This is a genomic window from Microseira wollei NIES-4236, assembly GCF_020521235.1.
In the GTDB taxonomy this organism is placed as follows: Bacteria; Cyanobacteriota; Cyanobacteriia; order Cyanobacteriales; family Aerosakkonemataceae; genus Microseira; species Microseira wollei.
In genome coordinates this window covers 1-15,027 of record NZ_BLAY01000213.1, presented here as the reverse complement: position 1 = coordinate 15,027, position 15,027 = coordinate 1, and the positions used below count along the sequence as shown (strand labels likewise).

18 protein-coding genes are annotated in these 15,027 nt (G+C 47.4%); 9 read left to right on the top strand and 9 right to left on the bottom strand.

The window, feature by feature from the left end:
- The 3 genes from MiSe_RS41880 to MiSe_RS41870 form a co-directional block, all read left to right on the top strand.
- Positions 1–394, top strand: a 394-nt coding sequence (locus MiSe_RS41880) for a hypothetical protein (protein WP_226591983.1), incomplete at its 5' end; no start/stop codon positions are given.
- Between the two features lie 13 nt (positions 395–407).
- The gene (locus MiSe_RS41875) at positions 408–851 is read left to right on the top strand and encodes a hypothetical protein (protein WP_226591981.1); all 444 of its coding nucleotides are present in this window, start codon (positions 408–410) and stop codon (positions 849–851) included.
- A complete protein-coding gene (locus MiSe_RS41870) occupies positions 782–1,300 on the top strand; it encodes an oxygenase MpaB family protein (RefSeq protein ID WP_226591979.1) in 519 nt (172 codons plus the stop codon). Before MiSe_RS41875 ends, MiSe_RS41870 begins: the two co-directional genes overlap by 70 nt.
- A 368-nt stretch (positions 1,301–1,668) precedes the next feature.
- Here MiSe_RS41870 and MiSe_RS41865 read toward each other — a convergent pair whose 3' ends face one another.
- Together MiSe_RS41865 and MiSe_RS41860 are read right to left on the bottom strand one after the other, a co-directional pair.
- Entirely contained in the window at positions 1,669–2,442 is a 774-nt protein-coding gene (locus MiSe_RS41865) for an ABC transporter permease (protein WP_226591976.1), read from the bottom strand.
- A 204-nt stretch (positions 2,443–2,646) separates the two neighbouring features.
- On the bottom strand, positions 2,647–3,576 hold the full coding sequence (locus tag MiSe_RS41860; RefSeq protein ID WP_226591974.1) for an ABC transporter ATP-binding protein: 930 nt from the start codon (positions 3,574–3,576) through the stop codon (positions 2,647–2,649).
- A 276-nt stretch (positions 3,577–3,852) separates the two neighbouring features.
- Between MiSe_RS41860 and MiSe_RS41855 the strand changes: the two genes are divergently transcribed.
- The 3 genes from MiSe_RS41855 to plsY all read left to right on the top strand — a co-directional run bounded on the left by MiSe_RS41855 (position 3,853) and on the right by plsY (position 6,627).
- Positions 3,853–4,239 (top strand): DUF3119 family protein, encoded by a 387-nt coding sequence (locus MiSe_RS41855; protein WP_226591973.1) that lies wholly within the window; start codon positions 3,853–3,855, stop codon positions 4,237–4,239.
- Between the two features lie 122 nt (positions 4,240–4,361).
- Complete coding sequence (locus tag MiSe_RS41850) at positions 4,362–5,447, top strand: DUF3086 domain-containing protein (protein ID WP_226591971.1); 1,086 nt, start codon at positions 4,362–4,364, stop codon at positions 5,445–5,447.
- Positions 5,448–5,970: 523 nt separating this feature from the next.
- Complete coding sequence (gene plsY / locus MiSe_RS41845) at positions 5,971–6,627, top strand: glycerol-3-phosphate 1-O-acyltransferase PlsY (protein WP_226591969.1); 657 nt, start codon at positions 5,971–5,973, stop codon at positions 6,625–6,627.
- A gap of 299 nt (positions 6,628–6,926) precedes the next feature.
- Here plsY and MiSe_RS41840 read toward each other — a convergent pair whose 3' ends face one another.
- Positions 6,927–7,211 (bottom strand): pentapeptide repeat-containing protein, encoded by a 285-nt coding sequence (locus MiSe_RS41840; protein ID WP_226591967.1) that lies wholly within the window; start codon positions 7,209–7,211, stop codon positions 6,927–6,929.
- Between the two features lie 125 nt (positions 7,212–7,336).
- Between MiSe_RS41840 and rbp the strand changes: the two genes are divergently transcribed.
- The 3 genes from rbp to MiSe_RS41825 all read left to right on the top strand — a co-directional run bounded on the left by rbp (position 7,337) and on the right by MiSe_RS41825 (position 8,563).
- On the top strand, positions 7,337–7,639 hold the full coding sequence (gene rbp, locus MiSe_RS41835; RefSeq protein WP_226591965.1) for an RNA-binding regulator: 303 nt from the start codon (positions 7,337–7,339) through the stop codon (positions 7,637–7,639).
- Positions 7,640–7,762: 123 nt separating this feature from the next.
- Complete coding sequence (gene rpsU / locus MiSe_RS41830) at positions 7,763–7,951, top strand: 30S ribosomal protein S21 (protein WP_226591963.1); 189 nt, start codon at positions 7,763–7,765, stop codon at positions 7,949–7,951.
- A 258-nt stretch (positions 7,952–8,209) separates the two neighbouring features.
- Positions 8,210–8,563 carry a pentapeptide repeat-containing protein gene (locus MiSe_RS41825; protein WP_226591961.1) on the top strand — a complete coding sequence of 118 codons (354 nt, stop codon included), beginning with the start codon at positions 8,210–8,212 and terminating at the stop codon, positions 8,561–8,563.
- 99 nt (positions 8,564–8,662) lie between these two features.
- Here MiSe_RS41825 and proC read toward each other — a convergent pair whose 3' ends face one another.
- From proC to MiSe_RS41795, 6 genes are all read right to left on the bottom strand, one after another.
- Entirely contained in the window at positions 8,663–9,472 is an 810-nt protein-coding gene (gene proC, locus MiSe_RS41820; RefSeq protein ID WP_226591959.1) for a pyrroline-5-carboxylate reductase, read from the bottom strand.
- Between the two features lie 241 nt (positions 9,473–9,713).
- Positions 9,714–10,334 carry a cell division protein SepF gene (locus tag MiSe_RS41815; protein ID WP_226591957.1) on the bottom strand — a complete coding sequence of 207 codons (621 nt, stop codon included), beginning with the start codon at positions 10,332–10,334 and terminating at the stop codon, positions 9,714–9,716.
- Positions 10,335–11,072: 738 nt separating this feature from the next.
- Positions 11,073–11,759: a YggS family pyridoxal phosphate-dependent enzyme gene (locus tag MiSe_RS41810; protein ID WP_226591955.1), complete on the bottom strand. Its 687-nt coding sequence runs from the start codon at positions 11,757–11,759 to the stop codon at positions 11,073–11,075.
- Entirely contained in the window at positions 11,759–12,022 is a 264-nt protein-coding gene (pipX, locus tag MiSe_RS41805) for a transcriptional coactivator PipX (protein ID WP_226591953.1), read from the bottom strand. The genes MiSe_RS41810 and pipX overlap by 1 nt, the downstream gene beginning before the upstream one ends.
- Before the next feature lie 218 nt (positions 12,023–12,240).
- The gene (locus MiSe_RS41800) at positions 12,241–13,746 is read right to left on the bottom strand and encodes an anthranilate synthase component I (RefSeq protein WP_226591985.1); all 1,506 of its coding nucleotides are present in this window, start codon (positions 13,744–13,746) and stop codon (positions 12,241–12,243) included.
- Positions 13,746–14,711, bottom strand: coding sequence for an energy-coupling factor transporter transmembrane component T family protein (locus tag MiSe_RS41795; protein WP_226591951.1), 966 nt, complete (start codon positions 14,709–14,711; stop codon positions 13,746–13,748). Before MiSe_RS41795 ends, MiSe_RS41800 begins: the two co-directional genes overlap by 1 nt.
- Positions 14,712–15,027: the final 316 nt, after the last annotated feature.

The window sequence follows — 15,027 nt, the reverse complement described above, 5'->3', positions numbered from 1 at the left end:
TGGGACGGGCAAGATGCCCATCCCACAAGCAAAATCCAGTTTTTGCTCTTGTGGGGTGGGCGTCCTCGCCCGCCCCATCTACGATCAATGCCAACCTGTGGGACGGGCAAGATGCCCATCCCACAAGCAAAATCCAGTTTTTGCTCTTGTGGGGTGGGCGTCCTCGCCCGCCCCATCTACGATCAATGCCAACCTGTGGGACGGGCAAGATGCCCATCCCACAAGAAAAATGCAGTTTTTGCTCTTGTGGGGTGGGCGTCCTCGCCCGCCCCATCTACGATCAATGCCAACCTGTGGGACGGGCAAGATGCCCATCCCACAAGCAAAATCCAGTTTTTGCTCTTGTGGGGTGGGCGTCCTCGCCCGCCCCATCTACGATCAATGCCAACAATAAACCAAGCTAATTTATGAGTCGATACGAAAATCTCCGCCGCATTCAGCAACTCGATCCGCTAACGGATTGTTGTCAGATTGTGCATATATTCAGCGGATACGAATTTCCTTGGGATATTACTCGTTCGCTTGAAATTGCGCTGTTTCGCACCTATTGCGTCCCCAGTATTTCAGCATTGCTAGATAAAACGGGAGAATTTCGCTACCGCGCACAGAAACGCTACGACGATACTGCACTGATAATGGCGGAAATCATGAAGTCGGGATATGATAGCGATCGCGGAAAAGAAGCGATTCGGCGGATGAACTATATGCACGGTAGATTTAATATTTCTAACGCCGATTTCTTGTACGTACTTTCCACATTTGTTTACGAACCCATCCGTTGGTGCGTTCGCGAAGCGTGCGGTCGGCATATCGCTTTGGATGGCGGCAAACTTGCGAACAAGAACGCTTAGCCAACTTTTATTTTTGGCGCGAAGTAGGAGTGAGAATGCAAATTCAAAATATCCCCGAAACCTACGCAGAATTCGAGCAATATAACCTCCAATACGAACGCGAACATTTCCACTATTCCGATACCAACCGTCGCGTCGGCGAATCGACTCGCGACCTGTTTTTAAGTTGGTTTCCCAGCTTTCTGCGTCCCGTACTTAAACCCTCCGTTTATGCCATGCTGGATGAAAGAATGCGAGACGCTTTTGGTTTTCCCCATCCGCCCCAATTTTTAACTTGGATAGCAGAAACCAGTCTAAAAATGCGAGGAAAATTCTTGCGTCTATTTCCACCCAGAAAACAGCCAGGTTTTTTAACAGATTATCCCCAGCGTTCTTATCCTAACGGTTATCAGTTGACAGATTTGGGGCCATCTCATATGTTGGATGGACTGAACCAAAATCAGCAATAAACCCGCTCCGACAAGCAAAGAAACCGGGCTTCTCTCACTAATCTTCGCTTTGAAATCATAGATTGGTTAACCACCCCCCTAATTCTTACAGACCGCGCAGGCGGTCTTTGTTTGTGTAGCCTAATCTTCGCTTTGAAATCATAGATTGGTTAACCACCCCCCTAATTCTTACAGACCGCGCAGGCGGTCTTTGTTTGTATAGCCTAATCTTCGCTTTGAAATCATAGATTGGTTAACCACCCCCCTAATTCTTACAGACCGCGCAGGCGGTCTTTGTTTGTATAGCCGCGACTTTAGTCGTTAGGTATAAAGGGAATAATGAATAGGATGCGAGTATTACACAGAAACCCGGTTTCTCGATTTCTCTTCTAATATCCACCCAATATTCCCCGCCGCTTCGCCTCCCTTTCTGCAACCCGAAAAACCACCAAACCAATTGCAAAATAAACTACCCCATTAATAAAAGCAATTCCTAATTTCATCAAATCCAAACTTTCACCCCGCGCCATCAAAGCACGCAACAATCCCGCACCGGGAGTTATCGGCAATAATTCTCCCAAAACTTTTAATGGTCCCGTCCAAGTTTCCACGGGAGTTGCAATCAAAAACAACAGTAAAAACTGAATAATTCCCAACAGTCGCTGGATGCGCTTGAACAATAAAGCAATCGACCCCATTGTAAAAGCAATTCCATACGCACCCAGGACAACCGTCACTAGGGGGAAAAGCAACGCTGGTGGAAAATAGAGGCGACTTCCGGTCAGTCCCATAATGATTAATAGAATGCCGAAAGTGAGAATTATCTGAAACGATAAATTAGCCAACGTCCGCATCAAGAAGACTTTTGTTGCACCGAAACTGGATAAAAATAACTGTTCTAAAGTCCCCGTTGATGCTTCTTGTTGCAATTCGCCAGAAATATCAGCCAAGATGAAAATCATCAACGTCCACAAGACATAACCGATGACGATGGAATCTAAGCGATCGCCAAACTGTAAAGATGGCCCCGCCATGTATTTTGCGCTCAAAAAAAGGCCATAAAAAAAAGTCGTGGTGATGATAATTCCACCAATCGATTCAAAGGGATAGCGCCGAAATTGAATCCAAGCGCGCCTCAATTCAGCTAGGAATAATTCAAACATATGCTTGCTAATTGCTAATTGCTAATTGCTAATTGCTAAGCTGCTACGCATCTAATTTGACAGTCAATTTTTCGGATATTCTTGTGGGATGGGCATCTTGCCTGTCTCTTTATTCGATTTAAATGCGGAGCAGCTTAATACTTAATAATTGACGCTCGCTTTCATTATATCACCAATCACCAATTACCCATTACCAATTACCTATTACCCATTCCCATTTTGACTTGATCGCACTAGCTTTAAAAATATTTGCGTCAAATCGGCTTCATCTTTTTCGACGCGACGCAGGGGAATGGGTTTGAGAATTTCTAGGACTTTATAAAGCAATTCTTGCTCGTTGATGTAGATAATTTTTCTATCTTTAATCTCAGCACCTATTGTTTCTAATTCTGCCATGCGTTCGGGGTCGAGTAAAACTTCCGTCTCTATTTTGTAGGCATTACCGGAAAATTGGCGAATTAAGTCGCGCGTTGTTGATTCGGCGACAATTTCGCCTTTTTGGATAATCGCCACTCGGTCTGAAAGTAATTCGGCAATATTTAATTGGTGCGTTGTCAGCAAAATCGCGCAACCTTCAGCGGCGATTTCTCTGACCAAAACTTTGACATTTTCCGTTGCTTCTACGTCGAGTCCTAACGTAGGTTCGTCTAGCAAAAGTAATTGCGGTTGGTGGACTAAAGCGACTGCGATCGCCAGCTTTTGCTGCATCCCCCGCGACAGATTCTGCACCTGAGCTTTGCGTTTAGAAACTAAACCAAATCGTTCTAAAAGTATCGTCCCCCGCTGGCGTGCTTGTTTGGCTGTCAGTCCTTTCAACACGCCAAAATATTCCAAATTTTCCTCGGGAGTCAGACGCCAATAAACATTGCGGTTTCCTTCTAACACAGCGCCCAACTTTTGCAGTGCTGCTGGGTTACGGTGCGGATCGCTTCCGGCAATTCTCACCATCCCTGCATCCGGTTTAATCAATCCCGCCATCATTTTAATTGTCGTCGTTTTACCCGCACCGTTGGGACCAAGGAAAGCCAAAACTTCCCCAGGCGCGATGCTTAAAGAAACGCCGCGCACCGCTGACACAATTTGTTTCCCTCGGCGGTAACTCTTTCTGAGGTCGTATGCTTCTAGTGCGTTCATTGCTAATTGCTAATTGCTAATTGGTAATTGCTAATTGGTGAAATTATTTTTCCATGAGCCATTACTTAATTTACACTTGAATCACAACTTCCGGCATCCACCGACGGGTAAGCGAATTGCATTGTCAAGATTTTTCCCAACAAGACCCTGTGTCACTACCCCGCAGATCCACGGGGCGGCAATTATTATAGCCTTCTTTCTCCCTCCCAAGAAGCAACAAGCGCGCCGGATAGGTGACAATATAATTGGTGCGTAAGGATCGGGGAATAAACAACAGTGACTACAACGACTTATCCACAAGCAGGACAAACTGTAGAATTGGCTCCCAGTTACACGATACCCATCGTCTTAGTACTTGCCGCGATACCGCTGCTGCTGGTACAAGTTTGGGTGAGTCTGGCGATCGCGCTGTTCGGACTATTCCTGTTGTTCCAAACAGCTACTATCCGCCTCAGATTTACAGAAAGCGCCTTAGATGTCTACCGTTCCGATGGATTAATCCGGCGCTTTCCCTACCAAGAATGGCAAAACTGGCGCATTTTCTGGCCTAGTGTCCCCATCTTGTTTTACTTTAAAGAAGTCAACAGCATCCACTTTCTGCCCATTGTCTTCGATCCTAAAATGCTGCAAGCCTGCCTGGAACAACGCTGTCCCAAGATTTAGGCGTGTCAGGTAAATTGTCCGATCCACTCCGATTGCGGCAGGCGCGGGTTAAACTAAATAAGCATGTCTGTTTAATCCGCTCCTGCTGTTATAACTATTAGTTGTTATTTGTTAGTTGTTAGATGAATTCAGACGAATCCCAAATCCAAGCACAACCGCTAAATCCAGAAACAAAACTATCTGTTGCAGGATCTGATACCTCAGAACGGTCGGATCTCCCCAGCGAGCAAGGCGATCGCTTGTACCAACGGGTAGCCGAGTTACAGCGCATTGAACAACAACTACAACAGGAAATCGCTGCCCTACAAGCTACTAAAAAGACGCTTTTAGATCAAATTAGCTCTTCCCAAACCGCTTTGGGACGCATGGTGCAAGAAGCATTAACCGAATTAGAGCAACGCAAGCAAACGCTGCAAATTACGGTAGAACAATTAGAGCGACGCCAAGAGCGCATCCGCAATGAAATGAAAACAACTTTTGCCGGAGTGTCGCAAGATTTGGCTATTCGCGTCCAGGGTTTTAAAGATTATCTGGTAGGTAGCTTACAGGATTTAGCCGCCGCAGCCGAACAACTCGATCTGGTTCCCCAACAACTAGCATCAGAAACTGTGGTAATTAAAGAAGCTGTGCCTTCAGTTGCAGCTGCAACTCCTGCTTTTGCTTCTCAAGGTTTTCAGGAACAAACGAACCAAATTCAAAAGCTGTTAGACCAATATCGCACCCGTCCTGATTATTATGGCCCGCCTTGGCAGCTGCGCCGCACGTTTGAACCGATACACGCGGAACGCGCTGCTTACTGGTTTTTTACCCAGGGAGGTAAGGGGGCCTTGCGGTCGATGGGCAGTCGCCTGCAAAATATTCTGGTGGCTTCGTCGATTATTTCAGTGTTGCGATCTCTCTACGATGACGACCTCCGTCCCCTAATTCTGGTAAACTCCCCAGAACGCTTGGGTGAATGGCGACGAGGTTTGCAAGATTGTCTCGGACTTGCTCGCGCCGATTTTAGCCCAGATCGCGGAGTCGTTTTGTTTGAAGCGCCAGAACCCCTCGCAGTCAAAGCAGACAGGTTGCTCAAAGATGGCTATATGCCCCTAGTTATCGTTGACGAAACTGAAGACCAAATTAGTCTTTCCGTGCTGCAATTCCCCTTGTGGCTCGCTTTTGCTCGCGATCCCCAATCACCCAGCTATTCCTACGAGCGTTATTAATTGAAGAATTGCAGATTGCAGATTTCAAATTGAAAAATTATATCTGAAATCTGCAATTTATTCGACTAGGAAAGCAGTAAAATTTGGCTCTATGTTCCATCTGCAATTATATGATCCTGTCTGGTTGGCTTGTTTACATTCTGCTGTTACTGGTAGCTTATCTGCTAGGCTCTTTTCCCTCTGGCTATTTAGGTACTCGCATCCTTAAATGAATTGATATCGGCAAGCAAAAAGATGATGGAGATGAGGAAAATGATCGAGATGATGGAGATGATGGAAATGAGGAAAATGATCGAGATGATTGAGATAACTCATAAAAAGTAATTACTTCCCCATCTTCCTCATCTTCCTCATCAAAGGTGATGTTCTCACTCACTGGCAATCCGCTGTACGTTATTTATATTTTTTTAAACCCCATAGAACCCTCGAGTCAACAAAAAAAATAAGAAACAGTTAATTTTGCAGTAAAAAGGGAGTAAAATTTTTATCAATCTAAAATCTGCAATCTGCCATCTGCAATTCTATGATCCTGTCTGATTGGCTGGTTTACCTTCTGCTGTTACTCTTAGCTTATCTGCTAGGCTCTTTTCCCACTGGCTATTTAGCCGCGCGCATCCTCAAAGGAATTGATATCCGCGAGCAAGGATCTGGTTCTATTGGCGCCACCAACGTGCTGAGAACTCTGGGCAAAGGCCCAGCGATTGTGGTTTTATTGCTCGATGCCGCTAAGGGCGCTCTTGCCATCTCTCTGGCTCACTTTGCTTTCTCTTTTGCCGTCGCCGGGCTGTTATCTTTACCTTGGTTAGTGGCTTTGGCAGGTTTAGCCGCCGTATTCGGTCATAGTTGGCCTATTTGGCTCAATTTTAAAGGCGGAAAATCTGTAGCAACCAGTTTGGGCATTTTACTAGCCATGAGTTGGCAAGTTGGCTTGGCAACCTTTGGTGTTTTCGCCTTCTTCCTGGCAATTTCCCGCATCGTCTCTCTCAGTTCGATTGCAGCTGCGATCGCTGTCTCTCTGCTGATGATTCTCCTCCATCAACCCCTCCCTTATCAATTGTTTGCCATCGCTGCTGGTCTTTACGTCATCTGGCGTCATCGCAGCAACATCTCCCGCCTTCTCGCCGGAACCGAACCCCAAATCGGTCAAAAATTAGCCCCCGATCCCCAACCACCCGCTTAATTTCTCCCCTGCTTCTCCCTCCCCCCTCCATTCTCACTATTGTGACGGCAGAATTTTTTCCTTCTCCTCTTCCCTTTTTCGCTTTTTTTTGGTATCCTTCTCTTATAATCGAAATCTGTGCAAATTAAAAAAAATTTAAAATATTCCCATTATAAAATAGAATACCAAAGAGGTGCCTGGGAGCGCAACCCCTTCTATATTCTTATAAATGAAAAATTTTAAAAAACCTTGATAAGTGAAGCCGGGAGTAGGGTGGAAGGTTGAGAAGCTGCTGCACCAAAGAGGCGCGAGGGCAAAAGTTAGTCGTGAATAGTGCCATCGGGCATTTTGGCTCCCTTGAGATTGGCATCAGTCAAGTCAGCTCCCTCGAGATCGGCCCAACTGAGATCGGCTCCCCGTAAGTCTGCCCAGCTCAAGTTTGTCTGTTTGAGTGAGGCCCAACGCAGATTGGCATGGCGGAGTTTAGCTCTCGTGAGGTTGGCACTACTGAGGTCTGCGTGGCCCAAGCTAGCCGAGCTGAGGTCTAGACCTGGAAAATCTCTTTCTCCCGCTGCGTAAAGCATTAAGAGTTCTATCTCATCCATAAACTTTGAAATTTAATCTCTTTACCCTAATGGTATGCTAGGATTTCAGGGTAAGGATTATTTTCGGTTTTACAAGCGTTTCTCCGAATCTAGACCTCTACACCCCCTGATTCTGGAGATATATTATGTCAATTTACGTCGGTAATTTATCCTACTCAGTAACCCAGGAAGACCTGATCCAAACTTTTGCAGAATACGGAAAGGTTAAGCGCGTTCAGTTGCCTACAGACCGGGAGACGGGTCGTTTGCGGGGTTTTGCCTTTGTAGAAATGGACACAGAGGCAGAAGAAGCCGCAGCGATTGAAGCGCTTGACGGTGCTGAGTGGATGGGACGGGACCTGAAGGTAAATAAGGCTAAGCCCCGGGAAGAAAGAGGTTCTTCGGGAGGTAACTGGTCTGGCAATAATAGATCTTCTCGACGCTACTAAGCTGTGGGATTACCGATTTAACTTTTCAAGTCTTGAGGGCAGACAAGGCGTCTGCCCTTTTTTGTTAAAGGCTTGCTTGGGGTAGCTCAAGTTTCTAAGTAAGTGAACTAATCAGGAGGTAGGATGACCCAAGTAATTCCCGGAGAGAATGAAGGAATTGAGTCAACGTTGCGTCGATTCAAGCGAGAAGTTTCTAAGGCGGGAATTTTCCCCGATATCAAGAAGCACCGTTTCTTTGAAACGCCGATTGAAAAACGGAAGCGTAAAGCAATGGCTAAGCACAAGCAGGGTAGGAGGCGATCGCGCTATTGATCCCCAAAACCCTAAAACGCCTATCGACACCCTGATTCTGGAAGCGCTGAAGCAAGGGGACAAAAACCGAGGTCAACTCTTTGACCTCACTGGTAAAAATTACCCGCTCTTAGTTGAAGCGTTGCAACATCTTAAGGATAGGAAGTTAATCGAAACCTACTTCGTGACTACTGGGGCAATCCCGGTACTTACGTACCGCCTGCACCCTGGTAATTGATCTTGTACGTGGCGTAGCCCTCTATATACCTCAAGGACTCTATGAACATCAAAGAACTTTTAAGCCGATACATGGCGGGGCAAAGGGACTTTAGGAATCTGAACCTAATAGCAGCAAACCTGAGGAATACGAACCTGAGTGGGGCAAATCTGAGTGGCGCAAACTTAACGAAGGCAAATCTCACCAGAACCAATTTGAGTTATGCCAATCTGACTCATGCTAATTTGACGGGGGTGAATTTAACCGAAGCAAACCTGACTCATGCCAATCTGACTGATGCTAATCTGACGAATGCAACCCTCAGTAGTGCCAACCTACGTGGGGCAATTATACCGGATGCAGTCAGGCTCAGCTTAATATCTAATAGCCCCAAAACTTCTCTGACTAAGGATTAGAGAAAATTTAGGATTGGGAAGGAAGGGCGGCGTTGCCTGATAGGGGCAAGATGCAGCGACGCCCTTGTTTTTGATTTTGGATAAATTCTGCTGTTTTAGCTAACTGCCAAGGGTTTTGGAGCGAATAGCAGCCGCTTTAACCGCTTCAATCAAAGCCGAACGGAAACCATAACGCTCTAACTCGGCAATTCCGGCAATAGTAGTACCGCCGGGGCTAGTGACTCGGTCTTTGAGTTCGGCGGGGTGAATTCGGGAATCTTTCAATAATTGAGCGGTACCGAGTACGGTTTGTAGGGCTAATTGAGATGCGATCGCTCTCGGTAACCCCGCCGCGACGCCCCCATCGGTGAGGGCTTCCACCACAATTGCTACGTAACCCGGCCCAGAACCCGATAAACCAGTCACTGCATCCATCAGCGCTTCGGGTACTTCCACCACTTCTCCGACGGCTTTAAACAGGTGCTGAGCCTGTTCTAGATGATGGAGTTGGACGTGCTTACCGGGAGCGATTGCCGTCATTCCCGCCCCCACAGTTGCCGGGGTATTGGGCATGGCGCGGATCGCAGGCACAGTTGGAAAAGCGGCTTCCAACTTGCTCAAGGGAACCCCCGCCAAAATCGAAATCACCAGGGACGGCATGATGGCAGTGGCTGACAACTCGGTTGCGACTGTCTCGAACACCTGGGGCTTAATCGCCAAAAACAGCACTTCCGCCGCTACTGCCCTTGCCACTTCCTGATTTTCTGCCGTCACGTAAACGCCGTACTGCTGCACCAAAAAACCGCGACGGGAGGGTTGGGGTTCGCTGACGATCACCTCTTGGGGTTGATAAATTCCCTGAAGAATTAAGCGGGATAACAGAGCTTCTGCCATTACCCCGCCACCAATGATGCCAAACTTAATAGTCATTTCTTTTTTGGTAGTAACTCAAGTTGCTAGTTATATACTTTGGTGGTAATTGGTAATAGGTAATAGCTAATTGGATTATTTGACGGTGGAATCGTTACAATCACCCATTACCCTCGTTTCCCGGACTGACGCTTGGGAACACTATTACCAGTGCAAAAGCGATGTAACTAGCAACTTGGGGTAGTAGGTAGAGTTACACCCACTACCTATTACCCATTATCCATTAACCATTACCCACTAGCTAATTTGACTGAACCATGCGCGGTTCTGTTGCCCAAGCGGGAGTGGGCGTTGTGGCACGGGGTGCGCGCACTTGAGCTTGAGGTACTTCGTGGACGACACCAGCTTGGGTGCTGACTTGGACGCAGCTGGGCGTAAACAGGAAGATGCTCTCGCCGATACGTTCTTGATGACCGTCTAGAGCGTAGGTGCCACCAGCGATAAAGTCAACCGCGCGTTGTGCTTGGTCGGGGTCCATCATGGTCAAGTTTAATACAACTGACTTCCGTTCCCGCAAAGCTTGAATTGCCTGGGGCATTTCTTCAAAAGTGCGCGGTTCCATTACCAATACTTCCGAGATGGCGGTGGTAACTCCGGGCATTCCAATCACGTTATTCATTGTAGGGGCTGCTACTCCTGTATCTGTTACTACATTAACCCGCTCGCGCATCCGACGGCGTTGGCGGGGTTCCTCTTCAGGATTTGCTTGGGTAGTGTCTTGTTGTTGTTGTTGTTGTTGTTGTTGCTGTTGTTGTTGATAGGGATTTTGGTAGGAGTCCCCATCGTCGTCGTAGTCGTAGTCGTAATCTGCTGGCTCGTTAATGCCAACAAATTCTCTTAACTTGCTAAAAATGCCAGCCATTTTTGTTCGCGCTCCATCACTACTGGATTTAGGTTTAGCTGAAAAGAAGGGACAGTTGAAGATTTTAAGTTTTTTTTCAAGTCCCTCTGACAAAATTTTGCGGGGTCAAACTCAAGGATGACCAGAGCTAGCCTTAATGTCAGCTGGTTGTACTTTGTACAACTTTAGGTGTATGGGACACTCGTGACGCTGTGGCGCGATCGCGAGTGGTTGAGACTTTAACCGATTAACTGAGCCAATAGTATACCTTAGACAGTTGGTTTGAATAGGCCGCGAGCTAGAATTTGGTTCAGTAAGCGGCGAGAGAGGAGTTTGGTACGATGCTAGCTTATCGGTCAGCACCAGGCTCTAAAGAGACGGCGGCTCACTGCCTCATCTTTTTAGGTAGCTGACGGGCCCGAGTCCGGTGCAACGGGGAAACGAAGTTATCGGCAAGTGTTCAAGTTCCTACCAGGGGATGAGAGTGCCAGGCAAGCAAGCTCATAGAACTCAAGAGTTAAACAGTTTTACTCGGGGTAAGACAGTGCTTTTGAGATAGTACCGACCGATAACAATGGCCAAGGCTAACATTACCCCAGCAATGGGTGAAAGGGGAAAACCACATCCCCACGGGGGGCAACCATACCCCTCCACCCCGCCCATGGAACGGCGATTAAAATCGCCCGCGTCTGTTTCATTCTCCGGATTAATCTCGGAGGCTGCCACACTCGCTTTGGCTGATGGTGAGGGAAATATCCTTTATGTTGGTCTTTCGCCAAATAATATGCTTCCCAAGCGAATCATTGTCGCACCCTGTGCGATCGCCAGCGGGTAATCATCCGACATCCCCATCGAGAGGTGCTGCAAGTGAATGCGCGACCAATTTTGCTGTTGGATTTCTTGGGCGAGTTGGCGGGTACGTTCAAACAAGCTGCTGATTTCTGCCGGATTCAAATCTAAGGGAGGAATCGTCATTAACCCTCGGATTTGTAGGTGCTGACATCGATCTAGTTGTGGGAGAGCGTCTGGCAATTCGGCAAGGGAAAAGCCGTACTTATTGGGATCGGGAAGCAGTTTGACTTGGAGACAAACTTGAGGGGAGAGAGACATCTGTGCCGCGATCGCATCGCATTGCTGGGCTAACTTTAAACTATCGATCGAGTGAATCCACTCAAATAGCTCCAGCGCTTTTTTAACTTTATTGCTTTGCAGATGCCCGATCAGATGCCAGGTAATATCGGGTAAATCTAACAGCTGGGATTGTTTGGCTGCGGCTTCTTGCACGCGACTTTCGCCAAAGTCGCGTACCCCGGCTGCATAAGCTTCCCGCATGGCATCCACCGACACCTGCTTGGTGACGGCAATTAACCTCACCGATGCAGGTATCTGTTCGCGGATTGCGGCGATGCGAGAGGCTATCTTGTCAGACTCGTGGGATCGGATCATTAGAACGTGCGCTGGTGAATCACCACTAACTGATCGTACTCCTGGGATTGACCCATGCGCCGCAGTACTCGCAGGCGGTTTTCTACCAAAAAGCGGGCATCGGCGCGCCCGATGGGTTCGCAAGTGATGCCATCACCTCGAGTTGTGACTAAAAAAAACAAGCGTTGGGCATAGAGGGTGGTGAACAATTCCTTGTTCTCGTCAACTACGCAGACCCGGAAAAGCAGGCCAAAGGTAGGATGGTTCAGGTAAGTTTCGCTCATTCAGGCTTGGCGTGGGCAAATAATAGCTTAATTCCAGCAGATAATAACTTGATTCCAGCTTCAGCTTGACAAGTCAAGGGTATTTGAACGAGAGAGAAAAGTATGCATGAGATATCTGTAGCGTTTTCCCAGGAAAATAGTATAGGGTTTTACAGAATTTTTGCTAAAAATAGGGTTTCGGGTATTGTAGGTTGGGTTGAACGATAGTCAAACCCAACCTACAATTTTGTGTTTTGAGCTTGATGAATTGCTGCAAGTTGTGCCTGAGCTTTGTGAAGCGACTCGAACCATTCTTTTTCCGGATCGCTATCGGCTACGATACCAGCCCCCACTTGACCCCAAACGATATTGTGAGTGGGTGAGGGGGAATTATTCTGACTCGCAAATAGCAGGGTGCGAATGAATATATTTAAGTCTATGTTACCCCCCCTATCCAGATAGCCGCAGGAACCATAGAATAAATTGCGACGCACTGGTTCTAATTCTTCAATAATTTCCATACAGCGTACTTTCGGACAGCCGGTGATGGTGCCGCCGGGAAACAGAGCGCGGATCAAGTCAACCGAATCGCAATTCGACTGCAAAGTGCCGGTAATATTACTGACAAGGTGCATGACGTGGCTGTAGCGTTCGATGGTGAGCAATTCATCGACGACAACCGATCCCCAGTCGCAAACACGCCCCAAGTCATTGCGCTCTAAGTCAACGAGCATGATATGTTCGGCTCTTTCTTTGACATTGGCGAGCAAGTCTTGCGCCAGGAGGGCGTCTTGCTCTGGGGTAGCGCCCCGCGATCGCGTCCCGGCGATTGGTCTTGTCTGACAGGTGCGTCCTTGCAATTGTACCAGTCGTTCTGGAGAACAACTGATGACCGCTCCCCAAGGTGTCTGCCAATAGCTGGCAAATGGAGAAGGATTGATTTGTTGCAACGAGCGATAAATTGCCCAGCTATCGGCGGTAGTGTAGGCTTCAAACCTGGCTGAAAGATTAGCCTGAAAAATATCCCCCGCTTTAATATATTTTTTTGCTTGGCGGACGGCGTCTTCGTATTCGGTTTGGGAGGTGCAGAAATGGGGCCCAGGAGAATTTCCCACCAAATTTTCCTTGATTTTCCCACTACACCGTTCCAGCTGACTTTGTAGTTTATCGAGTTGTGTTTCCTCAGTTGCAGCTAGCCACAGAATTTGCTTCCAATGGTCGAGGACGGCGAAACATTCGGGTTCGTACCAGTAAGCAATTGGGAACGGTAGGGGATCGGGTTTTAATTTGGGCAACCGTTCGATTTCCCAAGCTAAATCGTAACCCAGCCAACCCAACCAACCGCCTGTGAAGGGAAGGTTTTGAGTAGGTGGGCAGGTGGGCGGGTGGGCAGGTGAGCAGGTATTATTTTCTGTTTCTCTGCCTGTTTGCAGCAACTGACGCAAAAAGGGGAGAATATTGCCGAGGGATGGTGTCCATAGGGCTGGCGAGCCGTTTAAAATTCGGGGTGTGCCAGCACAGATGGAGTATCGAGCTAATTGAAATTGGCTAGAGATTTGTTGCTCTGCAATGCTCTCACTTGCCCACCTGCCCACTTGCTCACCTGCTGTCTTACAAACAGGGGAAGGGCTTTCTAGGAGGGTAGCAATAGCACCTTCTTTGAGAAAGAGGGCGGCGAATACTTGGCTTCCGGTGCGGTTTTCCAGGGGAAGCGATCGCCAATACCAAGGTTGTAACAATTCCATCACAAACTGCCGCTGCTATTACCCCAAAGTATCCTCGCTCCCCAGAATAAAGCTAATCCGGCTAAAGTGAGCCAGTCGGCTGGGTGCAGGCGCAACTGATGCCACTGGACGCGATGAGCGTCAGGACTGGTAAAACCTCTTACTTTCATAGCGCTGGCTATTTGTTCGGCTCGCAGTAATAGATTTTCTAACAATCGCTCGGCTACGAGCAACCAAACTTTTATACTCCTACGCAAGCCGAGTTTGTTCCAATTAATTGCTCTCGTCCATACTGAACGCGCTAGATTTTGCACTTCTTCTAATACTAGGGGAATAAACCGCAGCGACAAGGTTAAAGTTAGGGCAATTTCGGTTACAGGCCAGTTTAACCAACGCAGGGGTCCCATTAAACTTTCGATCCCCGCAGTTATTTCTTCCGGGGCTGTAGTGAGTAGGTACAGGTTGGTGCTGTAAATTAAGGTAAACAGCAAAGTACTAACGCGAATTCCCAAATCTAACGAGCGGCGAGTAATGGTAATCGGCCCCTGTTTGAATAGGATGTAGCTGTATTGTTGGGGATTGGTAATGGGTAATAGGTAATTGGTAATTTTCCCCTGCTCACCTGCTCCCCTGCTCACCTGCTCCCCTGCTTTTGACTGAGTAAAAGCTATTTCATCAGAAGGGAGGCGGGGTTGATAACTAACGGCGAGTCCGTCGGGAGCGATCGCGCTTAAAATAAACACCAAAAAGCTTAATGTTAGCAACCACCCCATTTGCTGTCGCCACACTCGCAGCGGAATCGCGGCGGTTAATGTAATTAAAATCAGCAATCCTGTTAAGGCGATGCGCCAGATCGGATTTGCCAATATGGGGGCGAACAAAAAGCTCATTAACCAAGCTAGCTTGACTCGCGGATCGAGTTTGTGCAGCCAAGTTATCGGTTGTTCCAGGTACAGTCCCAACGGCAGACTTCGCAGTAAATCCATTTTTTGGTAATTGCTAATTGGTAATTGCTAATTGCTAATTGCTAATTGCTAATTGTTTTTCTCATTAGCGATTAGCCATTAGCCAGTCTTTTAGGGCTAATTGCTAATTGCTAATTGCTAATTGTTTTTCCCATTAGCGATTAGCCATTAGCCAGCCTTTTAGGGCTAATTGCTAATTGCTAATTGCTCATTGTTTTTCCCATTAGCGATTAGCCATTAGCCAGCCTTTTAGGGCTAATTGCTAATTGCTAATTGCTAATTGTTTTTCCCATTAGCGATTAGCCATTAGCCAGCCTTTTAGGGCTAATTGCTAATT